Consider the following 19,604-nt stretch of genomic DNA (forward strand, 5'->3'; position numbering starts at 1 on the left):
AAGCCGGCGCAAATCCATGTGGGCTTGCCGGCGATTGTGGCGGTACAGGCGAAGTCAATCTTCAGCCTGCTCCTCACCGCCCTGGCGGCTCATGCCGTACTTGCGCATCTTCTCCACCAAGGTGGTACGCCGAATACGCAAACGTTCAGCCGCCCGCGCCACGATACCGTTGGCGTCGTCCAGCGCCTGCTGGATCAGCCCCTGCTCCAGGCTGCCCAGGTAATCCTTCAGGTCCAGGCCCTCAGGCGGCAGCATGGCATGGTTGGCAAAGCTCGGCGCGTGGCCGTTGATCGCCACGCGCTCTTCGAGGTCGCTGCGCAGGCTGTCGACCAACTGCTCGTCTTCATCGTCGATGTAGCGGAATTTCTTCGGCAGCTCCGACACACCAATCACCCCGTACGGGTGCATGATCGCCATGCGTTCGACCAGGTTGGCCAGCTCGCGCACGTTGCCAGGCCAGCCATGCCGGCACAGCGACATGATCGAAGCAGAGTTGAAGCGGATCGAGCCGCGCTTCTCATGCTCCATACGCGAGATCAGCTCGTTCATCAGCAGCGGAATGTCTTCCACACGCTCACGCAACGGCGCCATCTCGATCGGGAACACGTTGAGGCGGTAGTACAGGTCTTCGCGGAAGGTCCCACCCTCGATCATGGTCTCAAGGTTCTTGTGGGTCGCGGCGATGATGCGCACATCGATGCTTTGGGTCTTGTTGCTGCCCACGCGCTCGAAGGTACGTTCCTGCAGCACACGCAGCAGCTTGACCTGCATCGGCAGCGGCATGTCGCCGATCTCGTCAAGGAACAGAGTACCGCCATTGGCCAGCTCGAAGCGCCCGGCACGGCTGGTGATGGCGCCGGTGAAAGCCCCCTTCTCGTGGCCGAACAGTTCGCTTTCCAGCAATTCGGCCGGGATGGCCCCGCAATTGACCGGCACGAACGGCGCTTCGCGGCGCTTGGAGTGGTAATGCAGGTTGCGCGCGACCACCTCCTTGCCAGTACCGGACTCACCAAGAATGAGCACGCTGGCGTCGGTATCGGCGACCTGCTGCATCATCTGCCGAACATGCTGGATGGCGCGGCTGGTGCCCACCAGGCTGCGGAACAGGTTGGGCTCGCGCTGACGGCCACGCTCACGGGCCTGGTCGTACATCTCGCGATAGACCTGGGCACGGTGCAGGGAGTCGAGCAGCTGGCTGTAGCTGGGCGGCATCTCAAGGTTGGCCAGCACGCGACGGCGAAGCTCTTCGGGGAAATCCGCAGAAGAAATTTCGCCGATCAGCAATACCGGAAGGAACTCATCCCACCCGGCCACTGTCTTAAGCAACCCAAGCACATTGCCTGGAGCATTCACGGTTCCGATGAGCACGCAGAGCACTTCACGGCTGGAAGACAATGCCCCCACCACCTGCTGCCAATCCAGGCTGGAGCAGGGCAGGTTTTCTTCGCCGAGGAAGTTCAGAACCACCGCCAGATCGCGGCGGCGGGCGCTGTCGTCATCGATCAGGAGAATCTTGGTTTCACGCCACATGCAATAGCAACTTCCCTAGTCATATCGGCGCCCGAGGGCGTGCTCGACATCATTCAGACTGAATGGTCAGTGTTCGGACGTCTGAAATTCGAAAACAGCCACTAGTAAAGTCAAAAAAAAGCATGCAGTCAAATTAATGGCGCATGGCTTTTAGGACATCTGTGGTCAAGTGAACAGATGGTATACCTTAGCGGCGTTTTTCGCCTGACGGATTTGCACCATCTCGTCGACTATCGATTGACGCTCACCGCTTGCAACTTCAATTAACTTCCCGTAGACCGCTAGCAGGCCCTCAAGGCTCGAGCGTACCGCGTCTTCATTGCTGAGCGCCTCAGCCAGAACGTCCTCGACACAAAGACGACACTTCAGGTCAAGCTCACCTACCGCATCCCAGTCACGGCTGGCCAATGCGGCAAGCAACTCGCTGCGAGTCCGCTCGATACCCTCGATCACCTTGCTCATAAAACCTCCCGGCTCAGGGGACCATCGACTGTGGGCCGATCGCGTCCCAGCCTTCCTTGACAGTGCTCAGCAAGTCCCTGACCTCGTCCAGGATCGCCGGATCGTTCTGGATATTGGCCTCACTCAGACGACGAGTCATGTACAGGTAGAGGCTGTCGAGACGATTGAGCTCGTCAGTCATGTTGTCACGGTCCAGACCTTCGCGCAGGCCGCCAATGATGCCAATAGCCTTGCCTATCGCGATGCCCTTGCCGGCGATGTCCTTGCGCTGCATCGCGCCACTGGCCTGGGCAATGCGGTCCAGGCCACCCTCCATCAGCATTTGCACCAAACGATGCGGGCTCGCTTCAGAGGTCTGCGCCTGGGCGCCAATCTTCTGGTACTGCCGAAGGGCTAACATTGGATTCATGGGGTACCTCGTCACCACGGGGTTGCTGTATGACCGGGCTATCGGCGCGGCGTCAAAAAACTTTAGGGAGAATACAAAAAAGCCCGACCAAGCGTCACGCTTCGTCGGGCTTTTGGCGTTTGTTTACCGTGCCTACATCGTAACACGCGCGCGGCGCCATACAGTGTGACGCCGCGACCTTGCCATGAAGCCTCAGGCAGATCAGGAGTTCTTCTGTTGCGCTGCCATTGCTTCAAAAATGGAAACGACGCTGTCGCGCTGAGCATTGAGCTGCCCAACCAGGGTGTCCATGGTGTTGTACTTCTTGGTCAGCGACGCTTCCAGGTCCTTGATGCGGGCATCCAGAGAGCTCTGCTCCATGCTCAGGCTTTTCTTGGCAACCTCAAGCGACTTGTTGCGCTCATCCAGCACACCACCGGACGCAGAGAATGGCTCCATGGTCTTGACCATGCGATCGAGCAGGCCGCCGTCACCATTGAACAGGTTCTGCACCTCACCACCAAGCTTCTGATCATTGATCGCCTTGGTGAACTTGGTGCTGTCGAACTCCAGCAGGCCGCTACTCTGAGCGGTATTGATCCCCAACTGCGAAAGTACCGTCAATTGCCCCGAACCACCGGTACCGGAGACCACCAGTTCATTACGCATGGCCGACAGCATGCTGCGCACTGCCGGGTCACCCGACAGAGCCGGAGTGTTCCAGCTGCCGTCTGCCGCCTTGGTCGACACACTCACACTGTTTATCGTATTCACCAACGCGTTATAGGCATCGACGAACGACTGCACCGACTTTTTCAGGCCCTCAGTGTTGGCAGCCACGGTGACGCTGACCGGGCTGAGCGTTTCGGTCTTGGACAGCAGTTCGAACGTCATGCCACTGATCGCGTTATCGACCTTGTTCGATTTGCTGGTGAGCTTCATGCCATCGATATCGAACTCGGCATCTTTTGCGAGTTCGCCGATACGGCCAGCACCGCCCGCATCGGCCATCTGCGTTGCCGGGTCGATGGTCAGGTCAGCGATCCCCGAAGTAGAGATGTCCGAACCTTCGCCCATGGTTTCGGAGCTCAACACCAACCGCGAACCGGTACCGTCGTTAACGATGTTGGCGGTGAAGCCCTTGCCGCTCGCCTGGGCGTTGATCGCATCACGCGCCTGCTGCAGCGTAGCGTTGGCCGGAATGGTCACATCGAAGTCGACGCTATTCTGGGTGATGGTCAACGTGCCACCACTGGCGGAAACAACCGAGCTGCTGTCGGTGAAACGCTGACTGGCTACGCGCGACGCCGTGGCCAGCTGGGTAACCTGGATCGAATAGCTGCCGTTGACTGCCGCACTGCCTGCCGTGGCCTTGACGTATTTGTCGTTGGAGGAGGCTGCCGTCGACCCGAGAAACGCAGGGTTGGCACTGTCGTTAAGCTTCTCCAGCGCCGTCTTGTAGGCGGTCAACGCACTTTTGAGGCTACCCACCGCCGAAATCGATGCGGTGTTCGCCGACGTGCGGCGGTCGAGCTGGCTCTGCTTGGGAGTCTTTTCGGCATCAACCAGGGCCTTCACAATGGCCGAGGTATCGAGACCGGAACCCAGCCCCAAACTCGGTAGAATTGGACTTGCCATTACATCCTCCTTTCTGGTTAACGCCCAAACGCAGAGTTGCCTGATCAGCGCCGGTGCAACAATTCAAATGACCGGCCGGCTGTCAGACTTTCTCATCGAAGAGCAAACTATTGACATCTTGCAGGCTTCGGGCCAGCTCCAGCGCTGTTTCCGACGGGATCTGACGGATCACCTCACCGCTATCGCGGGCAACGACCTTGACGATCCACCTGCCGGTGGAATCATCCACCGAAAACTCCAGGTTGCGCTGCAACGACTGGACAAAATCTTGAATTTCCTTGACGGCCGATTGTAACTCGGCCTCGCTCTTGGGAGCGTCTTGCTGCAGTGTCTTGCGCAGCTGACCTGAAACCTTGTCAGCAGCTGTATTGTGCTCGGTGTTGCCAACCAGCGACGACACCGGATACGACGGGCTTGACTTGACGCTTATGTCCATCGCACATCACCTTTAAAAAGTAAAAAGCGAGAGAGCGCATGAGCACTCCCTCGCCGAACTTCATCGCGCTATTACTGAAGCAGTTTCAGTACGGCGGATGGCAGCTGGTTAGCCTGAGCCAGAACAGAGGTCGAAGCTTGCTGCAGGGTCTGCTGCTTGGTCAGCTGAGCGGTTTCTGCGGCGAAGTCGGTGTCCTGAACTCGGCCCATGGCGGCAGCCGAGTTTTCGTTCATGCTTTGCAGGTTGTTGATGGTCGACTGGAAGCGGTTCTGGATAGCACCCAGGTCCGACTTCTTGGTGTCAACGGTCTGCAGAGCAGCGTCGATCGCGGTAATGGCGGCGTCGACGGAGGTGTGAACGGCGGAGTCGGAAGTACCCGAGATCGCCAGGGTGCCAGTGCCGACAGCCAGGGTCGAAGCAGCGAACGAGGAAGTCATCGAAACGCTCAGGATCTGGCTGGTACCAGTCATCGCGCCAACCTGGAACTCCATGGTGCCAGCGGTGCCGTTCAGCAGTTGCTTGCTGGTACCGAAGGTGGTGGAGGTCGCGATACGAGTGATCTCGTCGGACTTGGCCGCGAATTCTTTGTTCAGAGCAGCGCGTTCAGTGGTGCCGTTGGAGTCGTTACGTGCCTGCAGAGCCAGCTCACGCATACGCTGCAGGATGTTGGTGATTTCCGACAGCGCGCCTTCGGCGGTCTGGGTGATCGAGTTACCGTCGTTGGCGTTCTTGATGGCAACGGTGGTACCGGTAACCATGGTCTGCAGCTTGTTGGCGATCTGCTGACCAGCAGCATCGTCTTTAGCGCTGTTGATACGCAGGCCGGAAGACAGGCGAGTCATCGAAGTGCTCAGCGCGTCGGAAGCTTTGTTCAGGTTCTTCTGCACGCCCAGCGAAGTGGTGTTGGTGTTTACGGTTAAAGCCATGACGAATTCCTCGTTGGATGGATACTGCGGCTTCCGGCCCTGGCGTCCGCCGGGTGTGGCCTAGAGAACCTTCGTAATGGTTATCGTCGGGTTTGCAAGTTGCTTTAGGGCTTTTCCAAAAAAAAATGCCATCACCACGCCACCCCCTTGCAAACCGGGCTTTACAGCCGTTCCCCGCGATGCTTTCGCCAACCACGAAGTGTGATACAGCTCACACTTCAGCGCGAGGCCGCCTGCTCGATCAGATGCAGCAGCTCATATTCGAGGTAATCGGCCAGCGCCAGCCAGTCCTGGCGCTGCTGGGCATCGAGCATGGCCTGCATGACCACCGCCCCCGCTTTTGGATCGACCTGCGGCAATACCTCATCGAACAGCTCGACCATACGCAACGCCGCCTCCACATCCCGCCCAAGGCGCAACAGCGTGGCGCATTCGCGGGCCGCGCGCCCTTGATCGGCAGCGTTCATGAACAGAACTCCGGATCGAAAGTGGTGCCGGCGATGTGCGCGCCGGCCCGACTGGTGTTGAGGAACCGCACCTGGGGATGGCGCGCAATGAACCGCTCAAGCTCGATCAGGTAACTGCGGAAGTTAAGCTGGGTACGTGCCCGCTGGCCATGACCATCCAGCACCCAGTGCTGGGCCGCTGTAATCGTTGGGCCGAGCACGCCGTCATCCCAGCCTGTGTGGGTGCGGCCACCCGGGAAAGCGAAATCGGCACCGAAAAACGTAATGCGCACGGCCCCCATCTTCACCGCCAGGTCCGTAGCAGGGTGAATCACGCTTCCCCCAACGAACAACTCGGCGCGCGGTATGGCTTGGCGCACCTGTGCATACAGCGCACTGCCGGAATAGGCTGTGTAGCGTGGCCCACGCCAATTACCGAGCAGCTCGACGTCCAGCATCGGCATGTAGACCAGGGTAGTCGCAGCCGAGTCTTGCGGCGGCAAGTGATGGAGGCGGATCTTATGGTCGACACTGACCACGATGTCAGGCTGGATTCCGGCGCGCAGCAGGGGGATATAAGCGGTGTCGACGCAGATGAACAGTGGCCGCTCGGCCTGAGCGCGCACCCTTGCCAATGCAGGCAGGTGCCCGGCCAAGGTTGGCCCGGTGGCAATCACATAGCAGTCACGCCCGGCCTGGCTACCGAACAGCGCGGCCACATCGGGGTCGTGACGCAGCAACGGCAAACTGTCTTCGAGCAGCTTCTGCAAGCGCGGGTCGGCCACATCGAAAGCGCGATTGTTGTCTGCCAGGTGGGCCTCACTGATCAGACGGTCGCGCACCTTGGCATTGAAGTCATCGGCCAGCACCCGCTCGGAAGGCAAGGCGAAGAACGGCAAGGCGATTTCCGCGCTGTCGCCGGCATAGGCCAGTTCGACGCGAGGGTCGGCCAGCCAGTCGGACTGATCCAGCAGTTGCAGCACCAACTGGAACAGTGCGCCATTGAGCAGGTACACCTGCAACCGCACGAGCCCAGGCCGCTCCAGCAGCACGCGCTGCAAGTCACCCAGCCCACTGCCATAGAGATGAAGAGTGGAGCTGTCTTCAGGCAGGCTCGCGGCCTGCAGGCGCGCCTCGGCAAGACGATCGTGACGACTTGTGAGCTGGATGCCACACACGCTCAGGGTAGACCCCAGCCCCTCCACCAGCTCGACCTCGAGCGCACTACACGCCTCGCCTTGCAGGCGCTCGTACAGTGCCGGCCAGCGGGCCTGCAGCACTTCAGCGTTACGCTGGAAAAACTCGCTCATGGGTTGAGCTTCCCTTACCTGCGAAACACCGAAGAGTACCCGACTGGCAGCGCTTATTCAGCCTTGTAGAGAACCGCCGAGCCCCACGACAGGCCGACACCGAAGCCGCTAATGGCCACGCGCTTCCAGGCACTGTCGAACATGTGCTTCTGCAACAGCAGCGGAACGCTCGATGACACGGTATTTCCGGTCTCCAGCATGTCCTTGATGAACTTGTCGGCCTGGGACTTTTCCGGGTCTTCCTCGAAGCGTCGCGCCACGGCATCGACGATCGCCGCACTGCCCTGATGGATGCAGAAGGCGTCGATATCCTTGTTCTCCAGCCCTGACTCGCGCAGCAGCTCATGCAGATGCGCCGGCACCTTGATCAGAGCGAAGTTGAAGACCTGACGACCGTTCATGAAGAACTCGCCATCAGTCACCTTCAGGTGCGGCGCACCAGCACCGTCGGTACCGAACTTCGCCTTGCCCAGTTGCCAGGTAGCGCCCTCACCCATCCAGGTGGCAGTGGCCGCGTCGCCGAACAACATGGTGGTATTGCGGTCTTCTGTGTTGACGATCTTGGAGTACGGATCGGCCGTCACCAGCAGGCCATTCTTCAGGCCTGCGGCTTCCATGAAGCCTTTGAGCGCGTAAATGCCATAGACGTAGCCGGAGCAGCCCAGGGAAATGTCGAAGGCCGCGACATGGGTCGGCAGACCGAGTTTGTGCTGGACGATGGCAGCGGTGTGAGGCAAGCCTTCCTCGTCACCGTTCTGGGTGACGACGATCAGCGCATCGATCGCCTCGCGCTTGAGTTGCGGGTTAGCGGCGAACAGGTTGTTGACCGCTTCGACACACAGATCGGAAGTCTCCTGCTCATCGTCCTTGCGCGGCAGGAAGCTTGCGCCGATCTTGCCGAACATGAACTCTTCGTCCTTGCCGAATTTCGCGCCTTGTACATAGTTGTCCAGGCCGGAAGCGGGCACATAGCTCGCGATGCTTTTAATGCCGATCATCATGGCTTCCCAATAAATAACAGCTCAATACCACCGCCCGGATGACTCGAGCGGCGCCTGAAGAACGGGATCTGCCGCCCAGGTGGCGTGGCGACAGGCAGGGTGGCAGGCGGCAATTGCACACCTGCCCCATTAACGGTTACAGAAGGAGATGCCCGCTCTGACCGATAGGTCACGAATATTTCAAGACAATCGCATATTTTGCCTGGCCGCGTCACGTCGTCATAGCGCTTGCGAGTTTGCCATGCAGGGCAAACCTGGCCCCGGCTGGAGCCAACTTTCAGTCGAGCAGTTGCCAGTCCAGGGGCGTACCGCGCTTGAGTGGTTGCCTGGCCTTGCGGCCAAGCACCGCATCGAGATGGCCTGGCGCCAGCCCCAAACCTGGGCGGATGGCGCGCACGTTGCTACGGTCGAAGACCTCGCCAGCAGCCATGTCACGCACTACATACAGCGAGCGGCGGAAACGCCGCGAGGCCTCCTCGGCCTGGGTCGCGCCATAGTGCACCCGCCCCAGCGACTGCCAGGCACGCTCGGTTTCCAGCACCAGCGCTGCCATTTCCTGGGGTTCCAGGGAAAATGCCGCATCCACGCCGCCATCGGCACGGTCAAGCGTGAAGTGCTTTTCCACCACCGTCGCCCCCAGGGCCACTGCCGCCACGGCAACCCCCACCCCCATGGAGTGATCCGACAGCCCGACCTGACAACCGAAGAGCTCGCGCATGTGCGGGATGGTCAGTACGTTGCTGTTCTGCGGGCTGGCCGGGTAGGTACTGGTGCACTTGAGCAGCACCAGGTCGCGACACCCTCCTTCGCGCGCCACCCGCACGGTACGTTCGAGTTCCGCGAGGCTGGCCATGCCGGTGGAAATGATCATAGGTTTACCAGTGGCCGCCACTTTGCGTATCAGCGGCAGATCGGTGTTCTCGAAGCTGGCGATCTTGTAGGCCGGCACATCCAGGCTTTCGAGGAAATCCACCGACGTTTCGTCGAACGGCGTGGAGAACACCAGCATGCCCAGCTCACGAGCGCGCTCGAAGATCGCTGGGTGCCACTCCCAGGGGGTATGGGCCTTTTCATACAGCGCATACAGCGATGAGCCAGACCAGAGGCTGGTCGGGTCGGCGATGAAAAACTCACCATGCGCCAGGTCCAGGGTCATGGTGTCGGCAGTGTAGGTCTGCAGCTTCAGCGCATGGGCGCCGGCGGCGGCGGCCGCTTCGACGATCTCCAGTGCCCGGGCCAGCGACTGGTTGTGATTGCCACTCATCTCCGCGATCACCAGCGGTGGCTGGTCCGGGCCGACACAGCGGTGCCCGATGTTGAATCTGTTCATGGGCTACTCCTGGAATACCCGCTCGAACGAGCACGGCGACTGAGCGAAGCCGGCACCCGCGAATAATTGCAATGACGCCTGATTGTCGGGCAGCACCTGGGCCTCGATCGCACGCAGGTCCGGCCAGAACTCACGCACGCAGGCCTCGCCACGGGCGAGCAACGCTCTGCCCCAACCCAGCCCGCAACGCCCCGCGAAGAGATACAACGACACCTTCGCCCGCTGCCCGGGCAAGCGGTCGTAGCGAACACAGCCCACCGGCCCGTCGCCTGTCTCGGCGATCAGCAGCAAACGCTGCCGATCAGCCAGCGTAGCAGCCAGCCAGGCCAGATGCCCCGCCCAGTCCAGCTCCCGCGACTGCTGCGAACGGCGCCGTACCTCGGGCGCGTTGCGCCCGTCGAACAACAGCCGCGCGTCTTCACTGCGAGCCGGACGTAGCGCAAGCCCTTCCCCCAGCAAGGCCACCGCCACCCGCTGCGCCCCCAGGCCATCGACCAGTGCCCGACTGCGCTCGGCGAAGCTCTGGCGCAGTGCCTGATTGCTCAGCAACAGGGCAATCGCCTGGCGCAGCGCAGGCACCTGGACCTGCCCAGCCTCCCCCAGGTAAAGGTGCATGCCCGCCCGAGCCATGGCCTGGGCATTGGCCCGCTGGTTGTCTGCCACGCTCACGCACAGGCTCGGCAAGCCCAGCGCGGCGCGCTCCCAGGTAGTACCGCCGCCGGCGCCGATGAACAAGTCTGCCGCAACCATCCGCATTGGCAGATCGTCGACATAGTCATGCAGCTCCCAACCCGCCCGCGCGTCGCACAACTGGGCCAGCAGCTCACCCTGCCGATGCCCGAGCCCAGCGATGCAGGTGACCTGCAACCCTTCCAGCCCGGACAGCGCCTGCAAGGTCCTGGGCAGCATGCCAGCCACATCGAAGCCACCGAAACTCACCAGCACCCTTCGTGCCTGCAGGGGCGGCGATATCGCCGCCCCCTGAAACGCCGGCCCCACCAGCGCATAGCGTGGCCCCAGCAAGCGCCGGCACTCCGTTGCCAGCCGCGGCGCGTAGAGCGCCTCGCTGGCACTGAAATTCTGATCCAGCAGCAGGTCGGCGGCATGATCACGATCAGCCAGGTCATCGATGACCGCGATGCGCCGGGCGAACGCCCGGGCTGCCTGCTCCCAGCGGGCGTCCAAGGCGTAATGATCGACGATTAGCCAGTCGAATCGGGCCTGTGCCGGCAGCACATCACGCAGCGCCGCGATATCCGCGGCCCAGGGTTCGATGCCCGGTTTTTCCTCGCGCTGCGGCCATGCAAAGACCTTGAAACCCTCCTGCTCGATGGCGGCGCGGCGATGACCGTCAAGCAGGCAACAGGCAAAGCTCACCTGCGCACCGAGCTCTCGGAGGGCTTTGCCCAGCGTCAGGCAGCGCGCCGTGTGGCCGACGCCAATCGATGAAGAGGCATCAGCACGTACCAGCACCTTCATGGCGCCAGCTCCCCGCCAGCTTTGAGCGCTGCGTACAGGTACTGCGCGCGCAACCAGTCTTCCTCGCTGTCGATGTCCTGAACCAGATGCCGGGGGATGATCACTGGCAAACTCCGCTCGGAATGAAGGGCCTCGTTCTGCAACCAGGCCTGCACCCGCCCCCAGTAAAACTGGCCAGCATCCTGATAGGCCGGTGCAAGGTCCTGAGACCGGGTCTCACGATACTGTGGGTACAGAGGCACAAGCGCACCCTGATCGTCGAGCGACAGCGCCCGCTGTACCGGGAAACCGAAGCTGCTCACCGAAAAGGCGAAAGAGCGCTCAGGGTGTTGCCGCAACAACGCCAACCCCTGCTGCAAGTAACGCTGCTGCACGAAAGGCGCAGTGGCGTAGATGCAACAGGCATGGGTCAGGACATGGCCCTGGCTGGCCAGTGCCTGCAGGGCGTGGCTGACCACAGCCTGGGTGGTGGCATGATCGTCAGCCAGGTGCGCCGGCCGACGGAACGGCACCTGCGCACCGTATTCCCGTGCCACCGCCTCTATTTCAGGGTCGTCGGTGCTGACCACCACCTGTTCGAACAAGCCACTGGCCAGTGCCACTTGGATCGAGTGGGCAATGATCGGCAGCCCGGCGAACATCTTGAGGTTCTTGCCAGGGATCCGTTTGCTGCCTCCACGGGCCGGGATGATCGCGACGTTGGTTTCCATTCGCTCAGGCATTCACGCAGCCCACCGGCAACTTCAGCAACCCGCACAGGCTGGCGATCACTTGATCCTGCTGAGCGTCAGTCAGCTGCGGGTACATTGGCAGGCTCAGGGCTTGTGCGTAGTAACTTTCGGCCTGCGGAAAATCACCCTGTTTGAAGCCCAGGTCGCGGTAATAGGGTTGCAGGTGAATGGGAATGTAATGAAGGTTGACCCCAACTCCTGCAGCCCGCATCCCATCGAAAATCTCCCGGTGTGAACGCAGGATACGATCACACTCAAGGCGCACCACGAACAGATGCCAGGCGGACTCGGCATCCTGCTGAGGTGCCTGGACGCTCACGGGCAGGTGCGCCAGCAAGCGCTGATAGCGAGCCGCCAACTCGCGGCGACGGGCAAGGAACGCATCCAGCCGGGTCAGTTGAGACAGCCCCAGGGCAGCTTGCAGGTCGGTGATGCGATAGTTGAAGCCCAGTTCAAGTTGCTGGTAGTACCAGGCACCATGGCTTTCTTCGGTCATTTGGCCCGGGTCACGGCTGATCCCGTGACTGCGCAGCCTGCGCAAACGCGCGGCCAGATCCGCACGCGCGGTAAGCACCATGCCGCCCTCGGCCGTGGTGATGATCTTTACCGGGTGAAAGCTGAACACCGTCATGTCGGCATATTCGCCACAGCCGACCGGCTTGCCCGCGTAACGTGCGCCGACCGCGTGGGCAGCGTCCTCGATAAGGGTAAAGCCATACTGCCGGGCCAGCACCGCGATCGAACGCATGTCGGCGCTTTGCCCGGCAAAGGCCACGGCGACTACTACCTTGGGCAGGCGCCCCTCCCGGGCGGCCTGCTCGAGTTTCAGCGCAAGTGCCTGGGCGTCGATAGTCCAGGTGTGCGGGTCGATATCGACGAAATCGACACCGGCGCCGCAGTAGCGCCCACAGTTGGCTGATGCGACAAAACTGATGGGGCTGGTCCATAGCCAGTCCCCGCTCCCCAGGCCAGCGGCGAGGCAGGCAAGGTGCAGCCCCGCAGTGGCGTTGCACACAGCTACCGCGTGCGTTGCGCCACAACGCTGGGCCATAGCCTGCTCGAAGTGCTCGATCAGTGGCCCCTGAGTCAGCCAGTCGGACTGCAGCACCTCTACGACCGCGGCGATATCCGCCTGATCGATGCTCTGCCGAGCATAGGGGATCATGCTGGCAAGCCTGCGTGCAGGTCTGCCAGCTGGTCCACGGTGAGGAAGGCGGGATTGGTATCGGAACGGTACTCGAAGTCCTCGGCAACCCAGCGCCCGGTTTCACCCACGCAATCGATCGCAAAATCCACATCCGTATGGTTGAAGCGGATCGACGGAACGATGGTGAAATGATCACCAAACTCAAGGGTCATCCGCGCATCGTCCAGCGGGATCATCAGTTCGTGCAGCTTTTCCCCCGGGCGGATGCCGACCACGTTCTGCGGCAAGTGCCCGGCCATGCCGCGCGCCAGGTCGACGATGCGAATGGATGGGATCTTGGGCACGAACACTTCCCCCCCGTGCATGCGGGCAAAGCTGTCGAGCACGAACTGTACGCCATGGTCGAGGGTGATCCAGAAGCGCGTCATCCGCGGGTCAGTGACGGGGAGCTCGTGGGCACCCTCCTCGATCAGGCGCTTGAAGAATGGCACCACCGAGCCCCGGGAGCCCGCCACATTGCCATAGCGCACAACCGCAAAGCGGGTGTCCTGTTGGCCGGCAAAATTGTTGGCGGCCACGAACAGCTTGTCGGACAGCAGCTTGGTCGCACCATACAGGTTGATCGGGCTGGCCGCCTTGTCGGTGGACAGTGCGACGACCTTCTGCACGCCATTCTCGATCGCCGCGGCGATGATGTTTTCGGCACCATTGACGTTGGTGCGGATGCATTCGGTGGGGTTGTATTCGGCCGCGGGCACATGCTTGAGCGCGGCGGCATGAACCACATAGTCGATACCGCGCATGGCCTGGCGCACGCGCTCGGCATCACGGACATCGCCCAGGAAATAGCGCATGCACGGCGCGTTGAAACGCTGCTGCATCTCATACTGTTTCAACTCGTCGCGGGAGAACACCACGACGCGCCGCGGGCGGTAGCGCTCAAGCAACCGCTCGATGAAGCGGCGCCCGAACGACCCGGTCCCCCCGGAGATGAAAATGGACTTGTCGTCGAACATACCTGGTTCCTAGGGGCGGCGCCGTCAGCTGACGAAGGCGCCCGATTGCACTGTAAGGCAGGGCGCACAGCGTACAGATTTCTGACTCGCGCCCCCAATGAACCAGCTCGAAGCAAGATGCAGGCCAGTGCTGCGTCAGGCGATCAGCCCGGCCCAGTCCAGCGCCGCCTTGCCGGGGGCAAGCACCTGGCTTTGGACTGTACCTTGCCACTGCGCCGACCATTTGGCGCGCAATGCCGCCAGCGCCGCCTCGTCCTTGGCGACCACGCCGGGGTGAATCACCTGCACCTGTGGCGTCCAGACTGTCAGCAGGCCGGCCGCGGCTGCTTTCAGGCACAGGTCGACATCACCATGGGCATGGGCGAACGTGGTTTCGTCGAGCCCCTCCAGAGCACGGAAGACTTCGCTACGGACCATCAGGCAGCTCGCCGAGACCGCTGGGCAGTTCTGCTCGACCGCCAGCCGATTCAGGTAACCCACGGCATTTGCGGCCTCACCGGCAAAAGCTGGCGCAACTACGCCTTCGGCGTCCAGCAGCAAGCCCGCCTGGGCAAGCTTGCCGTCAATATCGAGCAGCTTGGCACCGACCACGCCTACTTCTGGACGCTGCGCCTGGTTGAGCAACGCTTCGATCCAGTTGGCATTGACCACTTCGGCGTCCGCCGCCAGCAATATCAGGTATTGCCCCTTGGCCTCGGCACTGGCAGCGTTGCACAGCGCTGCCGCGCTCAGGCGCTCGGCACTTTGCAGCACGCGCACCTTGCCAACTTGCTGCTGCGCCAGCCATTCGAGCAACTGCGGTGACTGACTGGCGTTGTCGGCGATCAGTACCTCGTAGCGCGCATAGCGAGTGCGCTGCAGGATGCTCTTCAGGCAGCGCTGCAGTTCGTCCAGATTGTCCTCGCTGCGCAGCACGATGCTCACCAGCGGCCGCTCGACATGCCTGTAGTCGATACGCAAGGTGCCAGGCAGCGGCGTACTGACCTGGGCCTTGTAGCCACGGCCGGCCAAGTGTCGCATCAAGGCCTGGCGGGCATGCTCGCTGTCCTTGGCCTGCGGTGCCGGGGTGATCAGCATCGGCTCGTCGAGATGGGCCAGCCCGTTGAGGCCGCCCTGCTCGATCAGGCGCAGCAGCAGGTCGAACTCCAATGCCTCGGCAAAGTCCTTATCGAAGCCACCCGCCTCCACCAGCACCTCCCGACGCAGCAGCCAATGGCGTGCCATCAGCGCGGGATTGGCCTGCAGCAGGTCCAGGTTTACTCCCGGGCGCAGCAGCTCTCGCCAGGCACCATCGGCCTGTTGCTGGATCTCGTCTACCGCGACCGCTCGGCAATCGGGAGCGTTCAGCAGCTCGAGGCTGGCGCGCAAAAGACCGGTGGCGGTGAAACGGTCACCCGCATCAGCCAGCAACAGCCATTCGCAGGCCGTCTGCCGGGCGATCTGGTTGATCCGCTCGACGTAGTCTTCTCGGCTGACCTTGATGAAATGCAGGGTGTTCTGCAGCGAGGTGGCCACAGGCGGCTCGCCTGTGGTGAAGACCATGATCCGGAACGCCTTGCTCAGGCCGCCCAGCAGGCTGTCGAACGTGTCCTGGAGCTTGGCCATGTTGTTGTCCAGGTCCAACAGCAGGATGCCGAACTGCGGACCACCCTGATGCAGCGCCAGGTGCTCGTTGACCGCCGCTAGCGCGGCGGTGTCCGGCTTGCGCGCCTCCAGCCAGTCGAGCAGGCGACCCGAATGCATGCTCCCAAGCAGTTCGCGACCGCTTTGCTTCAATACGCCTTCAAGCCGTGCCAGCCAAGCGAACAGCGCCTCGCTCTCCTCGGCCTCATCACTGTCACGCAGGTGTCCGGCCAGGTGCCGCACCACCTCACGGTTGAACGCGTTGCACTGCAGTGCCTCCCACAAGCGGGTACGTACGGTGCCCGAAGTGTCGCTGGGCTGTGCCAGCAGCAGCTGTTCCTGGCGCAATAGCAGCGGCTCCAGTTGCTGCAACTGCAGGCGCCCGGCCGGCATGGCATGGATCAGAAACTCCAGTGCCGTAAGCTGATCGAAGAATGCCTGGTTGTAGAACGGCATTTCCACGTACTGGGACGGCTGGAAGGTACGCACCGGCGGGTTCAGCGGGTCGGTCCAGCTTGACTCCCAGATCAGCTCCAGGGTCATCGCCCGGCCTTTGAACAGCCCCTCGGCAGTGACTGCAAAGCTGTCCAGGGCCAGCTGGCGCCGCGCCTCATGGTCCAGCCCCTCGATGGCGGTCGGCAGGCCGGCAAGGAAGTCGGCAAACTGTTCGCGCTCGGCCACCGACTTGGCGTCGGTGAAGGCCAGCACATGAATGACCTCGGTCTGATGCTCGGAGACACCGTAGTTGGTTTCACGTACCGCGTAGGGGATTGGCAGGATCCGCGCTTTGGCGTTGGTCAGCAGGAAGTACGCGTGGCCGATTTCCTGCCACTCGAAGCTCGTGCCCTCGGGCAGCAGCTCAAACCACTGGCGCAGCAATGCAGTGCGGGTGACAGCGAAGAAGGGCGGGATGAACTCACCCATGTAGTCCAGCAGGCGCTGTTCAGCGCGCGGAGCGTTGTAGTCCTCACGGACCTTCTTGTTACGCCGGTAGTACTTCACCTGGGTGGCTTCGGCCAGGTAGTTCAGACAGTAGCCATGGCACAGGCCGTAATCGGGGTTGGCCTCAAGGAAGTCCAGCGACTGGTTCAGCCCGTCGTACAGCAGGAAATCGTCATCAGCGGCGAAGGCCATGAACGGCGTGTTCACCCGGCCCACGCCATAGGCCAGCTTGGCCTGGAAGCCCTGGTAGGAAAACTGTGGCAGGTGCAGGTACTCGACGCCGGGGTACTGCGCGGCCATCACCTCGGCCGATTCGCCCGAGGAATCCAGCACGAGGATCGAGCACCGATAGCCGCTGTAATACTGCAGCGTGCGCTGCAGGAACGCCGGCCGGTTGTGCGTCATCAATACCAGCGTGAACCGCTCGCGCAGTGTGGCTGCCTGGTCTGCCGAGAAATTGCCTTGCATAGTCTTACCCACCATTGGCGTTGCCGCCGAAGAAATCGAACTCTGTTGAATGTCTCAGCGAACCCGGCGCAGGTAGCCGTCCGGTGCCACGGTGACCAGCAGCTTGTTCTGCAGCTGATAGTCGATTTCGAAGCTGTCGTTACCCTTGAGGTATTCCCAAACTGCGGTCTTGGGGTTGTCGCCAGGCCCCCACGGGCGATCGGGGAAGAAGTCTGCCGGCATGTCCTCGACCACGGTGTCCATCACCACGCAGTAACTGCCCACGGCCACCAGCGGCGCATACAGCTCCAGCTCCTTGAGCACGTGCTCATGCGTGTGGTTGGAGTCGAGCACCAGGATGACCTTCTTGCCTTCGGCGAGCGCCCTGACCTGCCCGGCGATCTCGGCATCGATGCTCGAGCCTTCGATCATGCGCACGCGCTTGCTCATCGGGTGCGCCTCGATGGCCTGGCGGTTGTGCGGGCGGATGTCGATGTCGATGCCAAGCACTTCGCCATGGCCCTGCAGCTCCAGCAGGGAGGCGTAGTAGAGGATCGAACCGCCGTGAGCGATGCCGCACTCGATGATCAGGTCAGGCTTGACCTGCCAGACGATCTCCTGCATCGCCATCATGTCCTGGGGCAACTGGATGATCGGCCGGCCCATCCACGAAAAATGGTAGCTGTACTTGTGCTCGGCGGACTTGTTGAAGAAGTCGCGAGACAGTTGCTGCAGCTCCTTGTCTTCGCCCTGGGAGGCGATCTGCGCGTTGCACTCGGCTTCGAAGGCTTTGATCGGCGTGTCGGTCATGGTTCTTTACTCGGTTGGCTGGTCGGTGAAATCGGCATTGTCGACGGCGTGATAGACAAAACGGCCATCGGTCATGCGGCGGATTTCCTCGAGGTAATTGGAATTCATCACGAACAGGTGGGCGCCATCCGGCAGGCTTTGCATCGCCTCTTGCGGCGATGACACCCGCGCGCCACTTAACGGCAGGTAGCGACCCTGCTTGGCAGGATTGATGTCGATAACCTGGTCCACCGGAGCCCCGGCACGCTGCAGGAACAGCGAATAGATCACGCCCTTGGACGATGCGCCCCAGATCGCCGAACCACGTCCGGCATCGCGGCGCACCAGACGTGCGGCATGCTGCAGGCTGGCACTGAAATCTGCCGGCAACGACAGCGGCGGCACGGGCTCGAGCGTGGTGCGCAGGCTGGCAAGGTCGGCAACGATGTACAGGTACTGGCCATCGAACAGGTGACCGGCCTCGGCGACCGTACCGAACAAGCGGCGCAGGTCGGCCAGGCGGAAGTAATTGACATGCTCGTAGAACAGGTCAAACCAGGCCTTGTGCTCGATGATCCAGTCCAGGCAGGGCACTTCGATGTATATCTGCCCTGCCCCGCCGTTGGCATCGGCGATGGCGGCAAGGAACGTGACCGGGTCCTGAATGTGCTCGAGCACATGGCGCAACACGATGGCTTCGGCCTGGCGGTTCAACTCACGGGTGAAGGGCGCTTTGACCACGTCCGGGTTGTCGCCCTCGTAGGCAGGGTCGATGCCGGTGACGGCATAGCCGCGCTCGCGCAACAGTTCGAGGAACCAGCCTTTGCCACAGCCCACTTCGATCAGGCGCTGGCCCCTGAAGTGGCGGGCGATGACACCTTCGACATCGTCCAGGTGGCGCTGGAAGCGCGCCGAATGCGCCTGCTCGTTCTGATAGTCGCTGTCGTAGCTGAGCTTGTCGGCATCGAAAGCGTCGTTGTAGACCAACCCGGTGCGGCTGTCCTGCACCAGACGCATCTCGGCGCAGGCAGAGGTACGGGCCGACTGGGCATCGGCGAATGTGCGGTTCTGCAGCACCGGCAGGCCGGTAGCGCGATACAACTCATGTTTCATGGCGTGCTCCCAGCAGAGCCTGCAACTTGCGGGCATCGCCCCAGAACGCCATGGGTTCGTGGGCAGGATAAGGGTAATGGCCAAGATTCAGCGCAAGGGTGGCGTTGCGCTCGGCGATGCGGGCTTCCACCAGCTTGCGTACCGATATCGGCTGGCCGCTGCAGCAATTGACCACGCCGCTGAAATCGCGCTGCCCGAGCAGGTCGGCCAGGTATGTACTGGCGCTTTCGATGGCAAGGTAGTCGCGCAGTTGCTCGCCACCTGACATGTCGAAATGCGGCTGCCCCTGGTCGATTGCGCGGTCCAAGGCTGCCAGCAGGCTGCCTGGGTTTTGCCCCTCGCCAAACAGGTAGAACAAGCGCACCCACTGCAGGTTGAACGGTTGCTGGCGGGCCAGGCTTTCGAGGAACAGGCGCAAGCTGTGCTTGGCCAGCCCATAAGGGTTGGCCGGCTGGCAGTCCAGCGCCTCGTCCAGCGCGCCATTGCGCAGGCCATATTCGAAACAGGTGCCGGCCACCTGCACCTGGCCGACACCGGCTGCGACGGCACGCTTGATGAAGGCATAGTCAGCCATCAAGTTGCGCTCCAGGTGGAACAGCCCTTGATAATTCGGCAGGCCTGGCCAGGCCAGGTGCACCAGCGCATCGATGCCGTCGCACAACTGATTGACGTCCAGCTGCGGGTCATGCAGATCGGCGCCGACGAAATCGACCTGGCCGAACCACGGCATGGCTTGAGCCGGCTCCAGACGACGTGCCAGCGCACGCACCCGGTACCCGCGCGCCAGCAAGGCGGCGACCAGATGCCGGCCAACAAAGCCTGTGGCACCGGTGACAAGCACCTTCATCGC

18 protein-coding genes are annotated in these 19,604 nt (G+C 62.0%); all 18 read right to left on the reverse strand.

The window, feature by feature from the left end; translation table 11 throughout:
- Positions 1-54 precede the first annotated feature (54 nt).
- On the reverse strand, positions 55-1,530 hold the full coding sequence (gene fleQ / locus NGJ21_RS01625) for a transcriptional regulator FleQ (RefSeq protein WP_115274180.1): 1,476 nt from the start codon (positions 1,528-1,530) through the stop codon (positions 55-57).
- A gap of 165 nt (positions 1,531-1,695) precedes the next feature.
- Positions 1,696-1,992, reverse strand: coding sequence for a flagellar protein FliT (gene fliT / locus NGJ21_RS01630; RefSeq protein ID WP_119687542.1), 297 nt, complete (start codon positions 1,990-1,992; stop codon positions 1,696-1,698).
- A gap of 13 nt (positions 1,993-2,005) precedes the next feature.
- On the reverse strand, positions 2,006-2,401 hold the full coding sequence (fliS, locus tag NGJ21_RS01635; RefSeq protein ID WP_039603508.1) for a flagellar export chaperone FliS: 396 nt from the start codon (positions 2,399-2,401) through the stop codon (positions 2,006-2,008).
- 201 nt (positions 2,402-2,602) lie between these two features.
- Entirely contained in the window at positions 2,603-4,018 is a 1,416-nt protein-coding gene (fliD, locus tag NGJ21_RS01640; protein WP_119687543.1) for a flagellar filament capping protein FliD, read from the reverse strand.
- An 82-nt stretch (positions 4,019-4,100) separates the two neighbouring features.
- Positions 4,101-4,454 (reverse strand): flagellar protein FlaG, encoded by a 354-nt coding sequence (locus NGJ21_RS01645; protein ID WP_119687544.1) that lies wholly within the window; start codon positions 4,452-4,454, stop codon positions 4,101-4,103.
- 71 nt (positions 4,455-4,525) lie between these two features.
- On the reverse strand, positions 4,526-5,380 hold the full coding sequence (locus tag NGJ21_RS01650; RefSeq protein WP_012315533.1) for a flagellin domain-containing protein: 855 nt from the start codon (positions 5,378-5,380) through the stop codon (positions 4,526-4,528).
- A 218-nt stretch (positions 5,381-5,598) separates the two neighbouring features.
- Positions 5,599-5,847 carry a hypothetical protein gene (locus tag NGJ21_RS01655; protein ID WP_125924739.1) on the reverse strand — a complete coding sequence of 83 codons (249 nt, stop codon included), beginning with the start codon at positions 5,845-5,847 and terminating at the stop codon, positions 5,599-5,601.
- Positions 5,844-7,136, reverse strand: a complete 1,293-nt coding sequence (locus NGJ21_RS01660; protein ID WP_251961720.1) for a motility associated factor glycosyltransferase family protein — start codon at positions 7,134-7,136, stop codon at positions 5,844-5,846. The genes NGJ21_RS01655 and NGJ21_RS01660 overlap by 4 nt, the downstream gene beginning before the upstream one ends.
- A gap of 53 nt (positions 7,137-7,189) precedes the next feature.
- A complete protein-coding gene (locus tag NGJ21_RS01665; protein WP_119689077.1) occupies positions 7,190-8,134 on the reverse strand; it encodes a ketoacyl-ACP synthase III in 945 nt (314 codons plus the stop codon).
- Between the two features lie 280 nt (positions 8,135-8,414).
- Positions 8,415-9,467: a pseudaminic acid synthase gene (pseI, locus tag NGJ21_RS01670; protein WP_251961721.1), complete on the reverse strand. Its 1,053-nt coding sequence runs from the start codon at positions 9,465-9,467 to the stop codon at positions 8,415-8,417.
- 3 nt (positions 9,468-9,470) lie between these two features.
- Positions 9,471-10,946: a UDP-2,4-diacetamido-2,4,6-trideoxy-beta-L-altropyranose hydrolase gene (gene pseG / locus NGJ21_RS01675; RefSeq protein WP_251961722.1), complete on the reverse strand. Its 1,476-nt coding sequence runs from the start codon at positions 10,944-10,946 to the stop codon at positions 9,471-9,473.
- Entirely contained in the window at positions 10,943-11,668 is a 726-nt protein-coding gene (pseF, locus tag NGJ21_RS01680) for a pseudaminic acid cytidylyltransferase (protein ID WP_119687548.1), read from the reverse strand. Before pseF ends, pseG begins: the two co-directional genes overlap by 4 nt.
- Positions 11,661-12,842, reverse strand: a complete 1,182-nt coding sequence (pseC, locus tag NGJ21_RS01685) for a UDP-4-amino-4,6-dideoxy-N-acetyl-beta-L-altrosamine transaminase (RefSeq protein WP_251961723.1) — start codon at positions 12,840-12,842, stop codon at positions 11,661-11,663. The genes pseF and pseC overlap by 8 nt, the downstream gene beginning before the upstream one ends.
- A complete protein-coding gene (gene pseB, locus NGJ21_RS01690; RefSeq protein WP_119687550.1) occupies positions 12,839-13,840 on the reverse strand; it encodes a UDP-N-acetylglucosamine 4,6-dehydratase (inverting) in 1,002 nt (333 codons plus the stop codon). Before pseB ends, pseC begins: the two co-directional genes overlap by 4 nt.
- Before the next feature lie 135 nt (positions 13,841-13,975).
- Positions 13,976-16,873, reverse strand: a complete 2,898-nt coding sequence (locus tag NGJ21_RS01695; protein WP_251961724.1) for a TIGR00180 family glycosyltransferase — start codon at positions 16,871-16,873, stop codon at positions 13,976-13,978.
- A 54-nt stretch (positions 16,874-16,927) separates the two neighbouring features.
- On the reverse strand, positions 16,928-17,662 hold the full coding sequence (locus NGJ21_RS01700; RefSeq protein ID WP_119687552.1) for a cephalosporin hydroxylase family protein: 735 nt from the start codon (positions 17,660-17,662) through the stop codon (positions 16,928-16,930).
- 6 nt (positions 17,663-17,668) lie between these two features.
- The gene (locus NGJ21_RS01705) at positions 17,669-18,754 is read right to left on the reverse strand and encodes a class I SAM-dependent methyltransferase (protein ID WP_251961725.1); all 1,086 of its coding nucleotides are present in this window, start codon (positions 18,752-18,754) and stop codon (positions 17,669-17,671) included.
- Complete coding sequence (locus tag NGJ21_RS01710; protein WP_119687554.1) at positions 18,744-19,601, reverse strand: NAD-dependent epimerase/dehydratase family protein; 858 nt, start codon at positions 19,599-19,601, stop codon at positions 18,744-18,746. The genes NGJ21_RS01705 and NGJ21_RS01710 overlap by 11 nt, the downstream gene beginning before the upstream one ends.
- Between the last annotated feature and the right edge of the window lie 3 nt (positions 19,602-19,604).

The sequence above is a fragment of the Pseudomonas sp. Marseille-Q5299 genome (genome assembly GCF_943737035.1).
Classification (GTDB): Bacteria; Pseudomonadota; Gammaproteobacteria; order Pseudomonadales; family Pseudomonadaceae; genus Aquipseudomonas; species Aquipseudomonas putida_E.